Raw genomic sequence first — 15,330 nt, 5'->3', positions numbered from 1 at the left:
AGAAAAAAACTTTTTTCATCACGCCCATGCGAAAAGGGCTGCGATGACGCAGCCCCATGAAACCTTTACGCGCCGATCACGCCCTTGGCCTTGGCCACGACGTTCTCGACGGTGAAGCCGAAGTGCTTGAACAGCACCGGCGCCGGCGCCGATTCACCGAAGGTGTCGATGCCGACCACGGCGCCTTCCAGGCCCACGTACTTGTACCAGAAGTCGGTCACGCCGGCTTCGATGGCGACACGCGGAATGCCACGTGGCAGCACTTGCGCCTTGTACGCGGCGTCCTGGCGCTCGAACACGTCGGTCGACGGCATCGAGACCACGCGCGCGTTGATGCCCTCGCCTGCCAGCGCGTCGGCCGCTTTCACCGCCAGCTCGACTTCCGAACCGGTGGCGATCAGGATGACTTTGGCGTCGGCAGCATCGCGCAGCACGTAGCCGCCCTTGGCCACGTTGGCAATGGTCGCGTTGTCGCGCTCCATGAACGGCAGGTTCTGGCGCGAGAAGATCAGGGTGCTCGGGCCATCCTTGCGCTGCACGGCCGCGCCCCATGCCACCTGCGACTCGACGGTGTCGCACGGACGCCAGTTGTCCAGGTTCGGGATCAGGCGCAGCGACGAGACGTGCTCGATCGACTGGTGGGTCGGGCCATCTTCGCCCAGGCCGATCGAGTCGTGGGTGAACACGAACAGCGAACGGATCTTCATCAGCGCGGCCATGCGCAGGGCATTGCGGCTGTAGTCCGAGAAGGTCAGGAAGGTCGCGCCGAAGGGGATAAAGCCGCCGTGCAGGGCGACGCCGTTCTGGATCGCGGCCATGCCGAATTCACGCACGCCGTAGTTGATGTGGTTGCCCGGGATGCCCGAACGCACGGCGACCGACTCTTTCCAGTTGGTCAGGTTCGAGCCGGTCAGGTCGGCCGAGCCGCCCAGGAATTCCGGCAGGATCGGGGCCAGGGCCTGGATCGCGTTCTGCGACGCCTTGCGGGTGGCGATGGTTTCTTTTTTCTCGACGCAGGCGGCGATGGCGGCGTCCAGGGTTTGCTGGAAGTTACCCGGCAGTTCACCCTGCATGCGGCGCTCGAATTCGGCGGCCAGTTCCGGATGGGCGGCGCGGTACTCCGCGAACTTGGCGTTCCACTCGGCTTCCACCTGGGCGCCGCGTGCTTTCGCATCCCAGGCTTCGTAGATCTCGCCCGGGATGTCAAACGGGATCGGATCCCACAGCAGGTGCTGGCGCACGGCCGCGATTTCCTTGTCGCCCAGCGGAGCGCCGTGGACCTTGTCGCCGCCTTCCAGGTTCGGGGCGCCCTTGCCGATGATGGTTTTGCACATGATCAGGGTCGGACGGTCCGAGCCCTTGGCCTGCTCGATGGCGTCGGACACCGCACTGACGCTGTGGCCGTCGATCTGGCCGATGACGTTCCAGCCGTAGGCTTCGAAGCGCTTGCGGGTGTCGTCGGTGAACCAGCCTTCCACGCGGCCGTCGATCGAGATGCCGTTGTCGTCGTACAGCCAGATCAGCTTGTTCAGGCGCAGCGTGCCGGCCAGCGAAGCCACTTCGTGCGAGATGCCTTCCATCAGGCAGCCGTCGCCCAGGAAGGCGTAGGTGTAGTGGTCCACCACGTCGTAGCCCGGACGATTGAATTCATAGCCCAGCAGCCACTCGGCCAGCGCCATGCCGACCGAGTTGGCGATGCCCTGGCCCAGCGGGCCGGTGGTGGTTTCCACGCCTGGGGTGATACCGACTTCCGGGTGGCCCGCGGTCTTCGAGTGCAGCTGGCGGAAATCGCGCAGGTCGTCCATCGAGAGCTCGTAGCCGGCCAGGTGCAGCATCGCATAGTGCAGCATCGAACCGTGGCCGTTCGACAACAGGAAGCGGTCGCGGTTGAACCAGCCCGGATTGGCCGGATTGTGGCGGTAGTGCTTGTCCCACAGCGCGACGCCGATCTCGGCCATGCCCATCGGCATGCCCGGGTGGCCCGAGTTGGCTTTCTGGACGGCGTCCATCGCCAGCGCGCGGATCGCGTTGGCCATCAGGGTGGTGGTTTGCGTAGATTTCATGAATGAAAAGAAATAGCGGAGCTCTGGATTGGAAAGCGGTGGCAGTACAGCTGGCCGTAACCCGGTATTTTAGCAGACAGCGTGCTGCCCTATTAAAATGCAGCCTGTTCATGTTCACAAGAGCACCACATGCCACGTTTTTATTGCCCCCAGCCGCTTATCGAAGGCAGCGTCGTCGACCTGCCCGACACCGTCGCCCACCACCTGCACGTGGTGCGCCTGCAGCCGGGCGAGGCGCTGACCCTGTTCAACGGCGAGGGTGGCCAGGTGCGCGCCACCCTGCTGGAGAGCGGCAAGCGGCGCGCCACGGCGCGCGTCGAGGCCTTCGAGGCCGTGGACGTCGAGCTGCCCTATGACGTGACCCTGGCCCAGGGCCTACCGGAAGGCAGCAAGATGGACTGGATCATCGAAAAGGCGGTCGAGCTGGGCGTGGCCGCGGTCCAGCCGCTGGCGGCGCAGCGCAGCGTGGTGCGGCTCTCCGGCGAACGGGCGGAAAAACGCCAGGTCCACTGGCAGGGCGTGATCGAGGCGGCCTCCGAGCAGTGCGGGCGCAACCGGCTGGCCCGGCTCGAGCCGCTGCAAGATCTCGGGCGCTGGCTGGCAGCGCCCTCCTCAAGCCCGCGCATCCTGCTCAGCCCGCGTGCCAGTCAGTCGCTTGCCGGTTGGGCGCAGGCAAACAGTCCGCAGGCGCTGACCCTGATGGTGGGCCCCGAAGGCGGCTTCAGCCGCGAGGAAGAAGACGCCGCGCTGGCTGCGGGCGCGCTGGCGCTGTCGGTCGGCCCGCGCGTGCTGCGCACGGAAACGGCGGCGCTGGCGGCGCTGGCCATGCTCGGGGCACTCTGGAACGGGATGTAATTTTTACCGAACGGTAAAAAAAAAGCCCCGGAAGCAGCAGGCTGCTCCGGGGCTTTGTATTTGCGGGACAGCGGCATCGCTGCCGCCGTCCTGTGCAAGGCTTAGAACGTGTAGTTCAGGCCCAGGCTGAAGAAGCGGCCGACCGCGCCCGGCTGGTGCAGCGAGGCGTTGTACGAGGTGCCGGCGCCGGCGTTACCGTAGGTACCGACGTCGATCGGTGCTTCACGATCGAACAGGTTCAGGATCGCGCCGCGCAGGGTCAGGTTCTGCGACAGCTTGTACTGCACGTTCAGGTTCGTGACGGTGAACGAAGGCACGTTGCAGTAGAAGGCCGGCTGCCCCCCCGGCACACCCTGGAAGTAGTTACGGCCGCCGACTTCGGCTGCGGTCGCGGTGCAGTCGTTCACGCCCAGTGCCGGGTCGATGGTCGAGAAGCCGCTCGTGTAGTTCACGGTGGCGGTCACGTCCAGCGGGCCACGGTTGTAGCCGAGGGTGAACTGTGCACGGTCTTTCGGGTTACCGGTTGCGCCGCCGACCGACGACGGGCCCTGGGTGCCTGCCAGCTGGATGGTCTGGTCGCCGATGATGCTTTCGTAGCCGAAGGTGTGCGCTGCCGACAGGGCGGCCGACAGGGTGCCCATGTCGTTGGCCAGGCGCCAGCGGTAACGCACGTCCGCTTCGATGCCGTGGGTCTGGACTGCGCCCGCGTTGATGTACGGCGACAGGCCGTACAGGATCGGGCCGACCGACGGGGTGGCGACCACGCGGCCGTCGCCGACGCCGGTAGCGACGTCGACCGGCAGTGCCGGACCACGGACCCAGGTCGGGACGAAGCTCGGGTCGTTACCTGCCTGGGTCACCACCAGGTTGTTGATCTTGATCTTGTAGTAGTCCAAGGTCATGTTCAGGCCACGCATCGGCTCGTAGACCAGGCCCAGGGTGTAGGACTTCGACTTCTCAGGCTGCAGGTCCGGGTTGGTGGTCTGGACGTACGGCGGCGAGAAGCCGCAGGCGGTCGGGACGTTGCCGGCGGTGTTCTGGTTGCCGTTGGCGCACAGGATCGGGTCGTTGATCGAGTTGAAGGTGAAGAACGAACCTGCGTTACCCACTTCGGCCGGGTTCGGCGCGCGGAAGCCGCGTGCGAAGGTACCGCGGATGGCGAAGTTCGACACTGGCTGCCACTTGAAGTTGGCTGCCGGGGTGAACGAATTGCCGTAGGTATCGTAGTGGTCGTAACGGCTCGACAGGCTGACCTCGACGGCCTTGATCGGGGTTGCGCGCAGCTCGGCGAAGACCGCCTGGTTGGTCTCGTCGCCGATGGTGAAGGCCGAGGTGTTGGCCACGGCGCCGATCGCGGTCAGCGACGATGCCGGGGCGTTCTGCTCACGCTTGTGCCAGTGATAGCCGGCTGCGAAGGCCAGCGGGCCTGCGCCGAACGACGGCAGGATTTCGCGCGAACCGACCAGGTCGACGTAGTTCAGGGTCGATTCCAGAGTGTTGTTAAACACCGGCGAGACGGCGGCGATCAGCTCCGGCGAGTTACCGCCCAGAACGTTCCAGGAACCGTTGTTGATCGCGTTATACAGGTTGCGGCGGTTGATGTAGCCACTGTAGACGGCATCGACCTTGACTTTGGTCATACCGGCGCCGGCCTGGATGTCCCAGCCCATGGCGCTACCGGTCAGGTCGGCCGAGATGCGGCTGGTGGTCGACTTGTTGTTGGTGGTCAGGTTCGGATCGATGTCCGGGATGAAGCCGTACAGGCGGGCATTGTTCGCGAACGGGTTGGTGACGTTCGCGCCGACGCGTGCGCCTGGGGCGAAGGTGGTGTCGTTGATCGCGTTGACGCGGGTGACCAGCACACCGTTGTTCAGGGTGGTGACGCCCGGGAAGCTCAGCGGGTTGTAGACCTGTGGGGTCGCGCCTCGGTTGTTGGTGCTTTCACGCTGGAAGATCGAGCCCTTCAGCGCCAGTTCCCAGTTGTCGTTCAGCTTCTTGGTCATGCCGACCAGGAGGTTGACGTTCTCGGTTTCCGGCTGGATGAAGCCGAAGGTATCGCGCACGGTGCACTGGTTCGCCATGTAGGCGGTGTAGTTACACTTCGACGGATCCAGGAACACGAAGTTGGCCGCGTTGTTCACGCCGCCCGCGCCCGACGGGTTGTACAGGAAAGGCGAGTTGGCCGCGGTCAGGAAGGAGTTGATGCTGCGCGGCGCACCGGCGGCGGTGGTGCCGGCGACCGGCGCACCCAGGGTGATGTTGTTGCCGCCGCGCGAACGCCAGTCGCGGTTCGCGTAATTGAAGCTGTCGCGGTCGGCGACCTTGATGTAGTCCTGCTTGCGGATCTCGGCGGTGAAGAAGGCGTTGTAGCCGTCCTGGTCGATATCGCCGATGCCCGAGCTGATCGAGGCGCGCTTGGTCTTGCCGCCGCCGTGCTGGGTGTCGCCGTATTCGGCGGTCAGGCGGGTGCCGGTCAGGCTCTTCTTCAGCTTGATGTTGATCACGCCGGCGATCGCGTCCGAACCGTACAGCGACGAGGCGCCGGACTTTAGGACTTCGATGGTTTCGATGGCGTCGAACGGGATCGAGGACACGTCGACGAACTGGCGCTGGGCGTCGTCCGACAGCGGGTAGCCGGTCATGCGGTGGCCGTCGATCAGGACCAGGGTCGCGCCCACGGTCAGGCCGCGCAGCGAAATGCCCGATGCGCCGTTGGCGAATGCGCCGGCGAAGCCGGTGCCCAGGGTACCTGCGCCGTTGGCGGCCAGGTCGGTCAGCAGTTCAGCAACGGAGGTCTTGCCGCTTTTCTGGATATCGGCGGCGGTCAGCACCTGCACCGGGGTCGGGGTCTCCGTGTTGGCGCGGCTGATCAGCGAGCCGGTCACGACCACGCGTTGCGGGGCCGAGGCGCCGGCAGGCTCGGTGGTCTGGGCGAAAGCCGGTACGCTACCGACCAGTGCGCCGCTGGCGACCGCGCATGCGACCGCGAACGGCAGCGACTTCAATTTAAACGTCATGAATACTTCTCCTTCTGGGCTTTTCTCGAGTGGTTTTTATTGCCACCGCACTGCGGATGATCGACCCGCCGTACGGCCGTCTCCTGCAAACCGAGCGCAAACTGCGCGCACCCTGCCGCAGCACATGCCGGCCGGGGGCTTGGAGGTTTTACTGCTTCATTTCATACACATTCAAACAACAGCTGTTTAAAAGAAAATGTTATTTGAACGCACAGATAAGACCATAGCGCGTGGAAAAGTGTCAATTGAACACACTTGGAGCATGGAGTTAAATACAACACATTTATTTGAGGAATTTATTGAACGCCCCAGAATGGTGCAATGCAAAACTGACTCGAGAGTCAGTCTGCGCTCAACAGTAAATACATGCATCTAGCGTCAGTAAACCGCATGATCACGGTAGTTAGGCGTATTGCAGCGCCCACGTCTGCATGTGCCCGGCAAGCCTTGGAATGAAGCCTTTATGCTCCACTATGGTGCAACGCGCGGACTAGCCAGCAAGGCATTTTGCGTTGCACCGACACAACGTTGTCTTGACATACATATTTTGCCCTCTCTGACCAAAGGCAGACCGCGAAAGAATGGCAGTCCGCAGGCACCCAAGAGTGCGTGTGTAAGCGCGTACTCACCACGTAGCAGACGACAGCTCCAGGCCACAAGCTGCCCAGTCCGCCATCCTCCCAGGCCGAGCTCGCGATGGGCATTCCAGCCTTGTCTCCAGTAAAATAGCGGCTTTGCCTCGTCCCTCTTGTTGCATTGCCAGCAACCACAACCATGATCCGAATCAGCGAACTCAAACTCCCCCTCAACCATCCGGAACCCGCCCTGCGCGAAGCCATCCTGGCCAAGCTCGGCATCGCCGACAAGGACCTGATCGACTTCAGCGTCTTCAAGCGCAGCTATGACGCGCGCAAGAAGTCCGCCATCGTACTGATCTACCAGATCGACGCCGAGGTGCGCAACGAAGCCGCGGTGCTGGCGCGCCTGGCAAAAGACCAGTACGTCGGCCCCTCTCCCGACACCAGCTACAGGTTCGTCACCACCAGCAAACCGGCGCCCGGCATGCCGCGCCCGGTCGTGGTCGGCATGGGGCCCTGCGGCATGTTCGTGGCCCTGATCCTGGCCCAGATGGGCCTGAACCCGCTGGTGCTGGAACGCGGCAAGATCGTGCGCGAGCGCACCGTCGACACCTTCGGCTTCTGGCGCAAGCGCAAGCTCAACACCGAATCGAACGTGCAGTTCGGCGAAGGCGGCGCCGGCACCTTCTCGGACGGCAAGCTGTACAGCCAGATCAAGGACCCGAAGCACTACGGCCGCAAGGTGCTGACCGAGTTCGTCAAGGCCGGCGCGCCGGAAGAGATCCTGTATGTCAGCAAGCCGCACATCGGTACCTTCCGCCTGGTGAAGATGGTGGAACAGATCCGCGCCGAGATCATCGAGCTGGGCGGCGAGATCCGCTTCGAGACCCGCGTCGACGACATCTATGTGAGCGAAGAGAACGGGGTGCGCCAGGTCCAGGGCGTGCGCCTGTCGAACGGCGAAGAGATCCCGACCCGCCACCTGGTGATGGCGATCGGCCACAGCGCGCGCGACACCTTCGAGCTGCTGTACGAGCGCGGCGTCTACATCGAAGCCAAGCCGTTCTCGATCGGCTTCCGGGTCGAGCACCCGCAGTCGCTGATCGACGTGTGCCGCTTCGGCCCGAACGCCGGCAACGCGTTGCTGGGCGCGGCCGACTACAAGATCGTGCACCACGCCTCCAACGGCCGCTCCGTGTACAGCTTCTGCATGTGCCCGGGCGGCACCGTGGTGGCGGCGTCGAGCGAAGAAGGGCGCGTGGTCACCAACGGCATGAGCCAGTACTCGCGCGCCGAGCGCAATGCCAACAGCGCCATCGTGGTCGGCATCACCCCCGAGGACTACCCGGGGCATCCGCTGGCCGGCATCGCCTTCCAGCGCGAGCTGGAGTCGCGCGCCTATGTGCTGGGCGGGTCCAACTACGATGCGCCGGGCCAGCTGATGGGCGACTTCGTGCGCGGCGTGGCCTCGAAGGAGTTCGGTTCGGTGGTCCCGTCCTTCAAGCCGGCGGTGCACCTGACCGACCTGGCGCCTTCGCTGCCGGACTACGCCATTCTCGCGATGCGCGAAGCCTTCGTCGCTTTTGACAAGCAGATCAAGGGCTACTACAAGGAAGACGCGGTGCTGACCGGCGTCGAAACCCGTACCTCCTCGCCGATCCGCATCAAGCGCAACGACGGCGACCTGCAAAGCCTGAATACGCGCGGCCTGTTCCCGGCCGGCGAAGGCGCGGGCTACGCCGGCGGCATCATGTCGGCGGCGGTGGACGGCATCCGCGTGGCGGAAGCAGTGGCCCTGTCGCTGACCGCGTGAAAACGCCCGCCGCCGGTCCGACGCTCGGCCCTGGCCTGGCGATCCTGGCCTCGATGGTGTCGGTGAATCTTGGCGCCGCCTGGGCCAAGGGACTGTTCCCGCTGGTCGGCGCCGCCGGCGTGACCGCGGTGCGGGTGGGGCTGGCCGCGGCCATCATGCTGGCCATCGTGCGCCCCTGGCGCACGCTCCCGCAGCGGCGCGACGCCCTCAACCTGCTGGTCTACGGCCTGATGCTGGGCTGCATGAACCTGTTGATCTACGCCGCGTTCGCGCGCATCCCGATCGGCATCGCGGTCGCGATCGAGGTGGTCGGCCCGCTGGGCGTGGTGGTACTGTCCTCGCGCCGCGCGCGCGACTTCGGCTGGGTGCTGCTGGCGGGCCTCGGCCTGTGGCTGCTGGCGCCGGTACACGAAGGTGTTCCACCGCTCGATCCGCTCGGGGTGGCCTACGCGCTCGGCGCGGCCTTCTGCTGGGCGATGTACATCGTGTTCGGCAAGCGTGTCTCGACCATGGATGGCGGCCACGCGGTGGCCTGGGGCATGCTGGCGGCGGCCCTGTTCGCGGTGCCGGTCGGGGCGCTGCAGGCCGGGGGCGCGCTGCTGCTGCCCGCCGTGCTGGCGGGCGGACTGGCGGTAGCGGTACTCTCCAGCGCCCTGCCCTATTCGCTCGAGATGGCGGCGCTGGCGCGCCTGCCGCGGCGCGTGTTCGGCATCCTGGTCAGCGCCGGACCGGCCTTTGCGGCGCTGGCCGGCTACATCGTGCTGGGCGAGCGCCTCACCGGCATGCAGTGGCTGGCGATCCTGCTCGTCATCCTGGCCTGCGGCGGTGCTGCCGCCACCGCTCGCAAGTAGGGTGGGCGGGTCTCCCGCCCACGCGGTATCGTTATCGGATGCTTCACACGATGCGATGATCTCGCCGCTGGTCGAACGCGTGGGCGGGAATGTAGTCCACTGGACTACATTCCCCCGCCCACCCTACAGCCAGCCCGCCTTCTTGAAGCGCCGGTACAGGTAGAAGCACACGCCGGCCATCACGCACAAGGCCATCGGGTAGCCGTACTTCCACTTCAGCTCGGGCATGAACTCGAAGTTCATGCCCCAGATCCCCGCAAAGGCCGTGAACACGGCGAAGATCGCCGCGTACGAAGCCAGCTTCTTGCTGATGTCGTTCTCTTCGATCGCCACCATCGACAGGGTCACCTGGATGGCGGTGTTGATGGTGTCGCGCACGGTATCCAGGCGCCCGAGGATGCGCAGCAGGTGGTCGTGCACGTCGCGCAGGTAGTCCTGGGTCTCGACCACCACTTCCGGCACGCGGCCGCCGTGCAGGCGTCCGATCGCGTCCATCAGCGGCACCACCGCGTGGCGCAATACCTGCGACTTGCGCTTGAGGGCGTACAGGCGCTCGATGTTGCCGCGCTGCCCGCCCGTCTGGCCGAAGATGTGGTCCTCGATGGATTCCAGCTCGGATTCGAGCATGTCCACCACTGGAAAGTAGCGGTCGACCACGGCGTCGACCAGCGCATACAGCACGAAGCCGGAGCCCTTGCGCAGCTGGTGCGGTTCGCGCTCGGCGCGGGCGCGCACGCCCAGGAAGCCGCGGTTGGCGTCGCGCCGCACCGAGAGTACGTAATTCGGCCCGGCGAAGATGGCCAGCTCGCCGGCGCTCATCTCGTCGCCATTGAGTTCGACGATGTGCAGGGTCATGAAGACGCAGTCGCCGTACTCCTCCATCTTGGGGCGCTGGTGGCCGCGCGCGGCGTCTTCGACGGCCAGTTCGTGCAGGTTGAATTCTTCCTGCATGGTGGCGATTTCGGCCGCGTCCGGGTCGCGCAGGGCGACCCAGACGAAGGTCTCGGGCAGTTTCAGGTATTCGCTGATGTCGGCGACGGGGATGTCCGACAGCTTCTTGCCTTCCTGGTAGGCGACACAGTTGATCAGCATGGACGGTGGTGTAAACGCATGATGCGTCAGCTTACACCATTGCTAAGCGCGCCCGACAAAACCCCGAGGGCAAGGCGCACCGTCGAAGACAGTACGCCAGTACGGCGAGACGATGCAACGCAGCCATCGGGGGAATTGTCGGGCGCGCTACTCGTCCCGTGCGCCATCTATCCCAAGCTCGACGATCTTGCGCGTGATGGTGTTGCGGCCGATCCCCAGCCGGATCGCGGCGTCGTTCTTGCGTCCGTGGGTGTGCTTGAGCGCGGTCTTGATCAGGGCCGATTCGAACTGGCGCCCGAGCGTGTCCATCACGTCCATCTGGCCGGCGCCGAGCATGCCGGCGGCCTGCAGTTCGAGCAGCGCGATCCAGCCGTCGGGTGCGGCCGGCGCCGGGGCCGCCCCGGATACGGGAGCAGGCGCGCCGGCCAGGCCCGGATCCTGCAGCGTCGACGGCGGTGGCGAGCCCTGGGTCAGGTCGCGCGGCAGGTCCTTCACCTCGACCGTCTGGCCGGGCGCCATCACGGTGATCCAGTTGCACAGGTTTTCGAGCTGGCGCACGTTACCCGGCAACTCCAGGCCAGCCAAGAAACGCATCGCCGGTTCGGACAGGCGCTTCGGTTCGACGCCCAATTGGCGTGCACTCTGCACCAGGAAGTGGCGCGCCAGGATCGGAATGTCGTCGCTGCGTTCGCGCAGGGAAGGCAGGCGCAGGCGGATCACGTTCAGGCGGTGGTAGAGGTCTTCGCGAAACAGGCCATCGCGCACGCGCTGTTCCAGGTTCTGGTGGGTGGCGGCGATCACGCGCACATTGGCCTTGACCGGCTGGTGCCCGCCGACGCGGTAGAAGTGGCCGTCCGACAGCACGCGCAGCAGCCGGGTTTGCAGATCGAATGGCATGTCGCCGATCTCGTCGAGGAACAGGGTGCCGTTCTCGGCCTGCTCGAAGCGGCCGCGCCGCATCGCCTGGGCGCCGGTGAAGGCGCCGCGCTCGTGGCCGAACAGTTCCGATTCCAGCAGGTCCTTCGGGATCGCCGCGGTGTTGAGCGCAATGAAAGGCTGCGCGGCGCGCGGGCTGTGCTTGTGCAGGGCGCGCGCCACCAGCTCCTTGCCGGTGCCGCTCTCGCCGGTGATCAGGACCGTCACGTTGGACTGCGACAGGCGGCCGATCGCCCGGAACACTTCCTGCATCGCCGGCGCGTGGCCCAGGATTTCGGGCGTCTCCGCGGGCGCCGCTTCGACGCTGGCTTCGCGCAGGCTTTCTTCCAGCGCGCGCCGGATCAGGGCGACGGCCTTGTCGATGTCGAAGGGCTTGGCCAGGTAATCGAAGGCGCCGCCCTGGAACGAGGCGACCGCCGAATCGAGGTCGGAAAACGCGGTGATGATGATGACCGGCAGGCCGGGATGGCGCGCCTTGACCGCCTGCAGCAGTTCGATGCCGGATTCGCCTGGCATGCGGATGTCCGACACCAGCACCTGCGGGGTGTCGTGCTCGAAAGCGGCCAGCGCGTCTTGCGCGTTGGCGAAGCTGCGGGTCTCCAGGCTTTCGCGCGCCAGCGCCTTTTCCAGCACCCAGCGGATCGATGCGTCGTCGTCGACAATCCAGATTGGTTTCATGTATTCGTGGTTCCCGCAATATGGATGGTTCGGGGACTCACGGCGGACGCCGCCTCACCCGCTTATGGCAGGGGGAGCAGGATCCGGAAATCCGTCAGTCCAGGCCGGCTTTCGCACTCGATCACACCCAGGTGCTGCTGCACGAAGGTCTGCGCCAGCGTCAACCCGAGGCCGCTGCCGCCTTCGCGCCCGGACACGAGCGGATAGAAGATGCGGTCGCGGATCTCGGGTGCGATGCCCGGTCCATTGTCGATGATATGCAAATCTAATGCCAGCCCGTAGCGGACCTTCGCCAGGGTGACCTGGCGCGCCACCCGGGTGCGCAGCACGATCTCGGCGTCGCCGGCCGCGATGCGCCCTTTCAGGGCCTGGGCGGCGTTGTGGGCGATGTTCAGCACCACCTGGATCAGCTGCTCCATGTCGCCCCTGAACTCGGGAATCGAGGCGTCGTAGTCGCGCCGGATGCTGAGGCCCGCGGGGAATTCGGCCAGGATCAGGCTGCGCACGCGCTCGCACACTTCGTGGATGTTGACGTCGCCCACGATGTGCGGCTTGCGGTGCGGCGCCAGCAGGCGGTCGACCAGGGTCTGGAGGCGGTCGGCCTCCTTGATGATCACCTGGGTGTATTCCTTCAGGTCGGCCGGATGCTGCGGCGGCAGCTCGAGTTCGAGCAGCTGGGCCGCGCCGCGGATGCCGCCCAGCGGGTTCTTGATCTCGTGGGCCAGGTTGCGGATCAGTTCCTTGTTCGCCTGGCTCTGGTCGAGGATGCGCTCTTCGCGGTCGAGCTTGAGCTGCTGGACGTTCTCGCGCATCTCGAGCAGGAGCTCGCCCTCCCCCAGCGCGCTGACACTGGTGATGACGTGCAGCGGCTCGCGTCCGCTGCGCTGCAGGCTGAGGTCCTGGCGCAGGTCGGCGTACTGGTGGGCCAGGGCCTGGGCGCACAGCGCCGCCAGCTCCTGGCCGTTGGCGAACAGCTCGGGCAGCGGCGCGCGCTGCAGCGACTTGAGCGAGAGTTCGAGCAGGTTCTCGGCGGCCGGGTTCGCGTAGCGCACTTCGCCCGCGGGCCCGAGCAGCAGCACGCTCGAGGCCAGCAGGTCCAGGCCTGCGTAGCGGGACGAAGGCGCGCCTGGATTCATCGGATGTTGCTGATCTCGCGCTGCAGCGCTTCGATGTTGCGCTCGGTGCGGCCGATCTCGTCGCGCATCGAGGCGACGCGCTCCTGGTACTTGGCGTAGTTGCGCTCGTTGCCCTGGCGCTCGGGCTCGCCGTTGTTGAAGTCGCGGCGCAGCTCAAGCAGTTTCTTCTGCTCGATCCGCAGTTCGTCGTTCAGGATTTCGCGGCGGTCGTCGTCGCGTGCGCGCTGCTGGGCGCCGTCCACGCGTGGAAAGCTGGCCGGCGTGGCGGCGGCGCTGGCGGCCTGCTGCGGGCTCATGGGGCGCACGGCCGGGATCGGCGCCGAGGCGCGCGGGGGCGCCGGCGGCGCATAGCCCGGCAGGTCGAGGGCCTTGCATCCCTTGCGGGCGCTGTCGGTGAATTCGACGCGGCCCTGGTCGTCCACACATTTGTAGACGGCGCCCTGGGCCTGTGCGCTGTTGTGGAGCGCCAGACCGGCAAGCACCATCGTCAAGGCTCGGAAGAGGCTAAGTGTCTTTCGCATCAGAAATCGGTCTGCACAATAAACGTGCACGTATTGTAGAACGGGCCGAGTGTACAGCAAGCATGAAAAAAGGCGGGGAAAGCCTTCGCTTTCCCCGCCTTTGTTACAGACCCTTACGCCGCTTGACGCACGCGCGCAACGGTTCTGTTGAGTTTCTGATTACGACGAGTAGTACATGTCGAATTCGGCCGGGTGCGGGGTCATGCGCATGCGCTGCACTTCCTGCATCTTCAGCTCGATGTAGGCGTCGATCATGCTGTCGCTGAACACACCGCCGCGGGTCAGGAACTCGCGGTCATTGTTCAGGGCGTCCAGCGCCTCTTCGAGCGAGGAGCACACCGTCGGGATCAGCTTGTCTTCTTCCGGCGGCAGGTGGTACAGGTCCTTGGTCGCGGCTTCGCCCGGGTGGATCTTGTTCTGGATGCCGTCCAGGCCCGCCATCAGCAGCGCGGCGAAGCACAGGTAGACGTTGGCCAGCGGGTCCGGGAAGCGGGTCTCGATGCGGCGGCCCTTCGGGTTTGCCACGTGCGGGATGCGGATCGAGGCCGAGCGGTTACGGGCCGAGTAGGCCAGCTTGACCGGGGCTTCGTAGCCCGGCACCAGGCGCTTGTACGAGTTGGTGCCCGGGTTGGTGATCGCGTTCAGCGCGCGTGCGTGCTTGATGATGCCACCGATGTAGAACAGCGCGTTTTCCGACAGGCCGGCATAGCCGTCGCCGGCGAACAGGTTCTTGCCGTCCTTCCAGATCGACTGGTGCACGTGCATGCCCGAGCCGTTATCGCCGTTCATCGGCTTCGGCATGAAGGTCGCGGTCTTGCCGTAGCTGTGGGCCACGTTCCAGATCACGTACTTCATGTTCTGGGTCCAGTCGGCGCGCTCGACCAGGGTCGAGAACTTGGTGCCGATTTCGTTCTGGCCGGCGCCGGCCACTTCGTGGTGGTGCACTTCGACCGGGATGCCCATCGATTCGAGGATCAGGCACATTTCCGAGCGCATGTCCTGGAAGCTGTCGACCGGCGGGACCGGGAAGTAGCCGCCCTTGACGGTCGGACGGTGGCCGCTGTTGCCGCCTTCGATTTCCTTGTCGGTCGACCACGAAGCCTCATCGGAGTCGATCTTGACGAAGCAACCCGACATGTCGATCTTCCAGCGGACCGAGTCGAAGATGAAGAATTCCGGTTCCGGGCCGAAGAAGGCGGTGTCGCCGATGCCGGTCGACTTCAGGTAGGCTTCGGCGCGCTTGGCGATCGAGCGCGGGTCGCGGTCGTAGCCCTTGCCGTCCGACGGTTCGATCACGTCGCACTGCATGAACAGCGTGGTCTCTTCCATGAAGGGGTCGAGGTTGGCGGTGCTCGGGTCCGGCAGCAGCAGCATGTCGGAGGCTTCGATGCCCTTCCAGCCGGCGATCGACGAACCGTCGAAGGCGTGGCCCGACTCGAACTTGTCTTCGTCGAAGTGCGACACGGGGACGGTCACGTGCTGCTCCTTGCCGCGGGTGTCGGCGAAGCGCAGGTCAACGAATTTCACTTCGTTGTCTTTGATGAGTTGAATTACGTCTGCAGCCGTCTTTGCCATTCGTATCTCCTGATTGAAAAGGGGGTGTCGTACCGGAAGAGCCTCACGGCGCGACAACTTGCCGTACTTTAAAGCATGAAGCGTGCCAACGCGGCGTTATGAGTAAATGCGCAATGCTTCGTTGGAATCCGCTCGTATTCCAGCCTAAAATCGCTTGTCACCATCCCTGTGCACCGCTGTGCATACGCACCAAAACAGTGCGGAAATGGTGCCCA

10 protein-coding genes are annotated in these 15,330 nt (G+C 65.2%); 3 read left to right on the top strand and 7 right to left on the bottom strand.

All coding sequences use genetic code 11. The features are described 5' to 3' along the window. Positions 1–65 precede the first annotated feature (65 nt). Entirely contained in the window at positions 66–2,063 is a 1,998-nt protein-coding gene (tkt, locus tag LK539_RS07140) for a transketolase (RefSeq protein WP_227800214.1), read from the bottom strand. 129 nt (positions 2,064–2,192) lie between these two features. Here tkt and LK539_RS07135 point away from each other — a divergent pair, with 129 nt between their 5' ends. After that, the gene (locus LK539_RS07135) at positions 2,193–2,918 is read left to right on the top strand and encodes a 16S rRNA (uracil(1498)-N(3))-methyltransferase (protein WP_227800213.1); all 726 of its coding nucleotides are present in this window, start codon (positions 2,193–2,195) and stop codon (positions 2,916–2,918) included. A 101-nt stretch (positions 2,919–3,019) separates the two neighbouring features. On the opposite strand, the gene LK539_RS07130 is transcribed toward LK539_RS07135, so the two are convergent. Next, a complete protein-coding gene (locus LK539_RS07130) occupies positions 3,020–5,935 on the bottom strand; it encodes a TonB-dependent receptor (protein ID WP_227800212.1) in 2,916 nt (971 codons plus the stop codon). Positions 5,936–6,709: 774 nt separating this feature from the next. Between LK539_RS07130 and LK539_RS07125 the strand changes: the two genes are divergently transcribed. Together LK539_RS07125 and LK539_RS07120 are read left to right on the top strand one after the other, a co-directional pair. Further along, positions 6,710–8,326: an NAD(P)/FAD-dependent oxidoreductase gene (locus LK539_RS07125; RefSeq protein ID WP_227800211.1), complete on the top strand. Its 1,617-nt coding sequence runs from the start codon at positions 6,710–6,712 to the stop codon at positions 8,324–8,326. 53 nt (positions 8,327–8,379) lie between these two features. After that, positions 8,380–9,177 carry an EamA family transporter gene (locus tag LK539_RS07120; RefSeq protein WP_227800563.1) on the top strand — a complete coding sequence of 266 codons (798 nt, stop codon included), beginning with the start codon at positions 8,380–8,382 and terminating at the stop codon, positions 9,175–9,177. A 123-nt stretch (positions 9,178–9,300) separates the two neighbouring features. On the opposite strand, the gene corA is transcribed toward LK539_RS07120, so the two are convergent. The 5 genes from corA to glnA all read right to left on the bottom strand — a co-directional run bounded on the left by corA (position 9,301) and on the right by glnA (position 15,115). Next, positions 9,301–10,269, bottom strand: a complete 969-nt coding sequence (corA, locus tag LK539_RS07115) for a magnesium/cobalt transporter CorA (protein WP_227800210.1) — start codon at positions 10,267–10,269, stop codon at positions 9,301–9,303. A gap of 147 nt (positions 10,270–10,416) precedes the next feature. Then, positions 10,417–11,883 carry a nitrogen regulation protein NR(I) gene (gene ntrC, locus LK539_RS07110; protein WP_227800209.1) on the bottom strand — a complete coding sequence of 489 codons (1,467 nt, stop codon included), beginning with the start codon at positions 11,881–11,883 and terminating at the stop codon, positions 10,417–10,419. 62 nt (positions 11,884–11,945) lie between these two features. Beyond that, entirely contained in the window at positions 11,946–13,019 is a 1,074-nt protein-coding gene (glnL, locus tag LK539_RS07105; protein ID WP_227800208.1) for a nitrogen regulation protein NR(II), read from the bottom strand. Further along, entirely contained in the window at positions 13,016–13,504 is a 489-nt protein-coding gene (locus tag LK539_RS07100) for a DUF4124 domain-containing protein (RefSeq protein ID WP_227800207.1), read from the bottom strand. The genes glnL and LK539_RS07100 overlap by 4 nt, the downstream gene beginning before the upstream one ends. A 195-nt stretch (positions 13,505–13,699) precedes the next feature. Continuing rightward, the gene (gene glnA / locus LK539_RS07095) at positions 13,700–15,115 is read right to left on the bottom strand and encodes a type I glutamate--ammonia ligase (RefSeq protein WP_227800206.1); all 1,416 of its coding nucleotides are present in this window, start codon (positions 15,113–15,115) and stop codon (positions 13,700–13,702) included. Between the last annotated feature and the right edge of the window lie 215 nt (positions 15,116–15,330).

This window comes from Massilia sp. IC2-476 (assembly GCF_020707295.1).
Taxonomy (GTDB): domain Bacteria; phylum Pseudomonadota; class Gammaproteobacteria; order Burkholderiales; family Burkholderiaceae_D; genus Telluria.
Note: the sequence above shows the minus strand (reverse complement) of the source record. Positions and strands in the feature narration are given on the sequence as shown.

Coding starts and splice junctions, on each gene's coding strand:
- tkt (WP_227800214.1), bottom strand. CDS start 2,063: ATGAAATCTACGCAAACCACCACCCTGATGGCCAACGCGATCCGCGCG.
- LK539_RS07135 (WP_227800213.1), top strand. CDS start 2,193: ATGCCACGTTTTTATTGCCCCCAGCCGCTTATCGAAGGCAGCGTCGTC.
- LK539_RS07130 (WP_227800212.1), bottom strand. CDS start 5,935: ATGACGTTTAAATTGAAGTCGCTGCCGTTCGCGGTCGCATGCGCGGTC.
- LK539_RS07125 (WP_227800211.1), top strand. CDS start 6,710: ATGATCCGAATCAGCGAACTCAAACTCCCCCTCAACCATCCGGAACCC.
- LK539_RS07120 (WP_227800563.1), top strand. CDS start 8,380: ATGGTGTCGGTGAATCTTGGCGCCGCCTGGGCCAAGGGACTGTTCCCG.
- corA (WP_227800210.1), bottom strand. CDS start 10,269: ATGCTGATCAACTGTGTCGCCTACCAGGAAGGCAAGAAGCTGTCGGAC.
- ntrC (WP_227800209.1), bottom strand. CDS start 11,883: ATGAAACCAATCTGGATTGTCGACGACGACGCATCGATCCGCTGGGTG.
- glnL (WP_227800208.1), bottom strand. CDS start 13,019: ATGAATCCAGGCGCGCCTTCGTCCCGCTACGCAGGCCTGGACCTGCTG.
- LK539_RS07100 (WP_227800207.1), bottom strand. CDS start 13,504: ATGGTGCTTGCCGGTCTGGCGCTCCACAACAGCGCACAGGCCCAGGGC.
- glnA (WP_227800206.1), bottom strand. CDS start 15,115: ATGGCAAAGACGGCTGCAGACGTAATTCAACTCATCAAAGACAACGAA.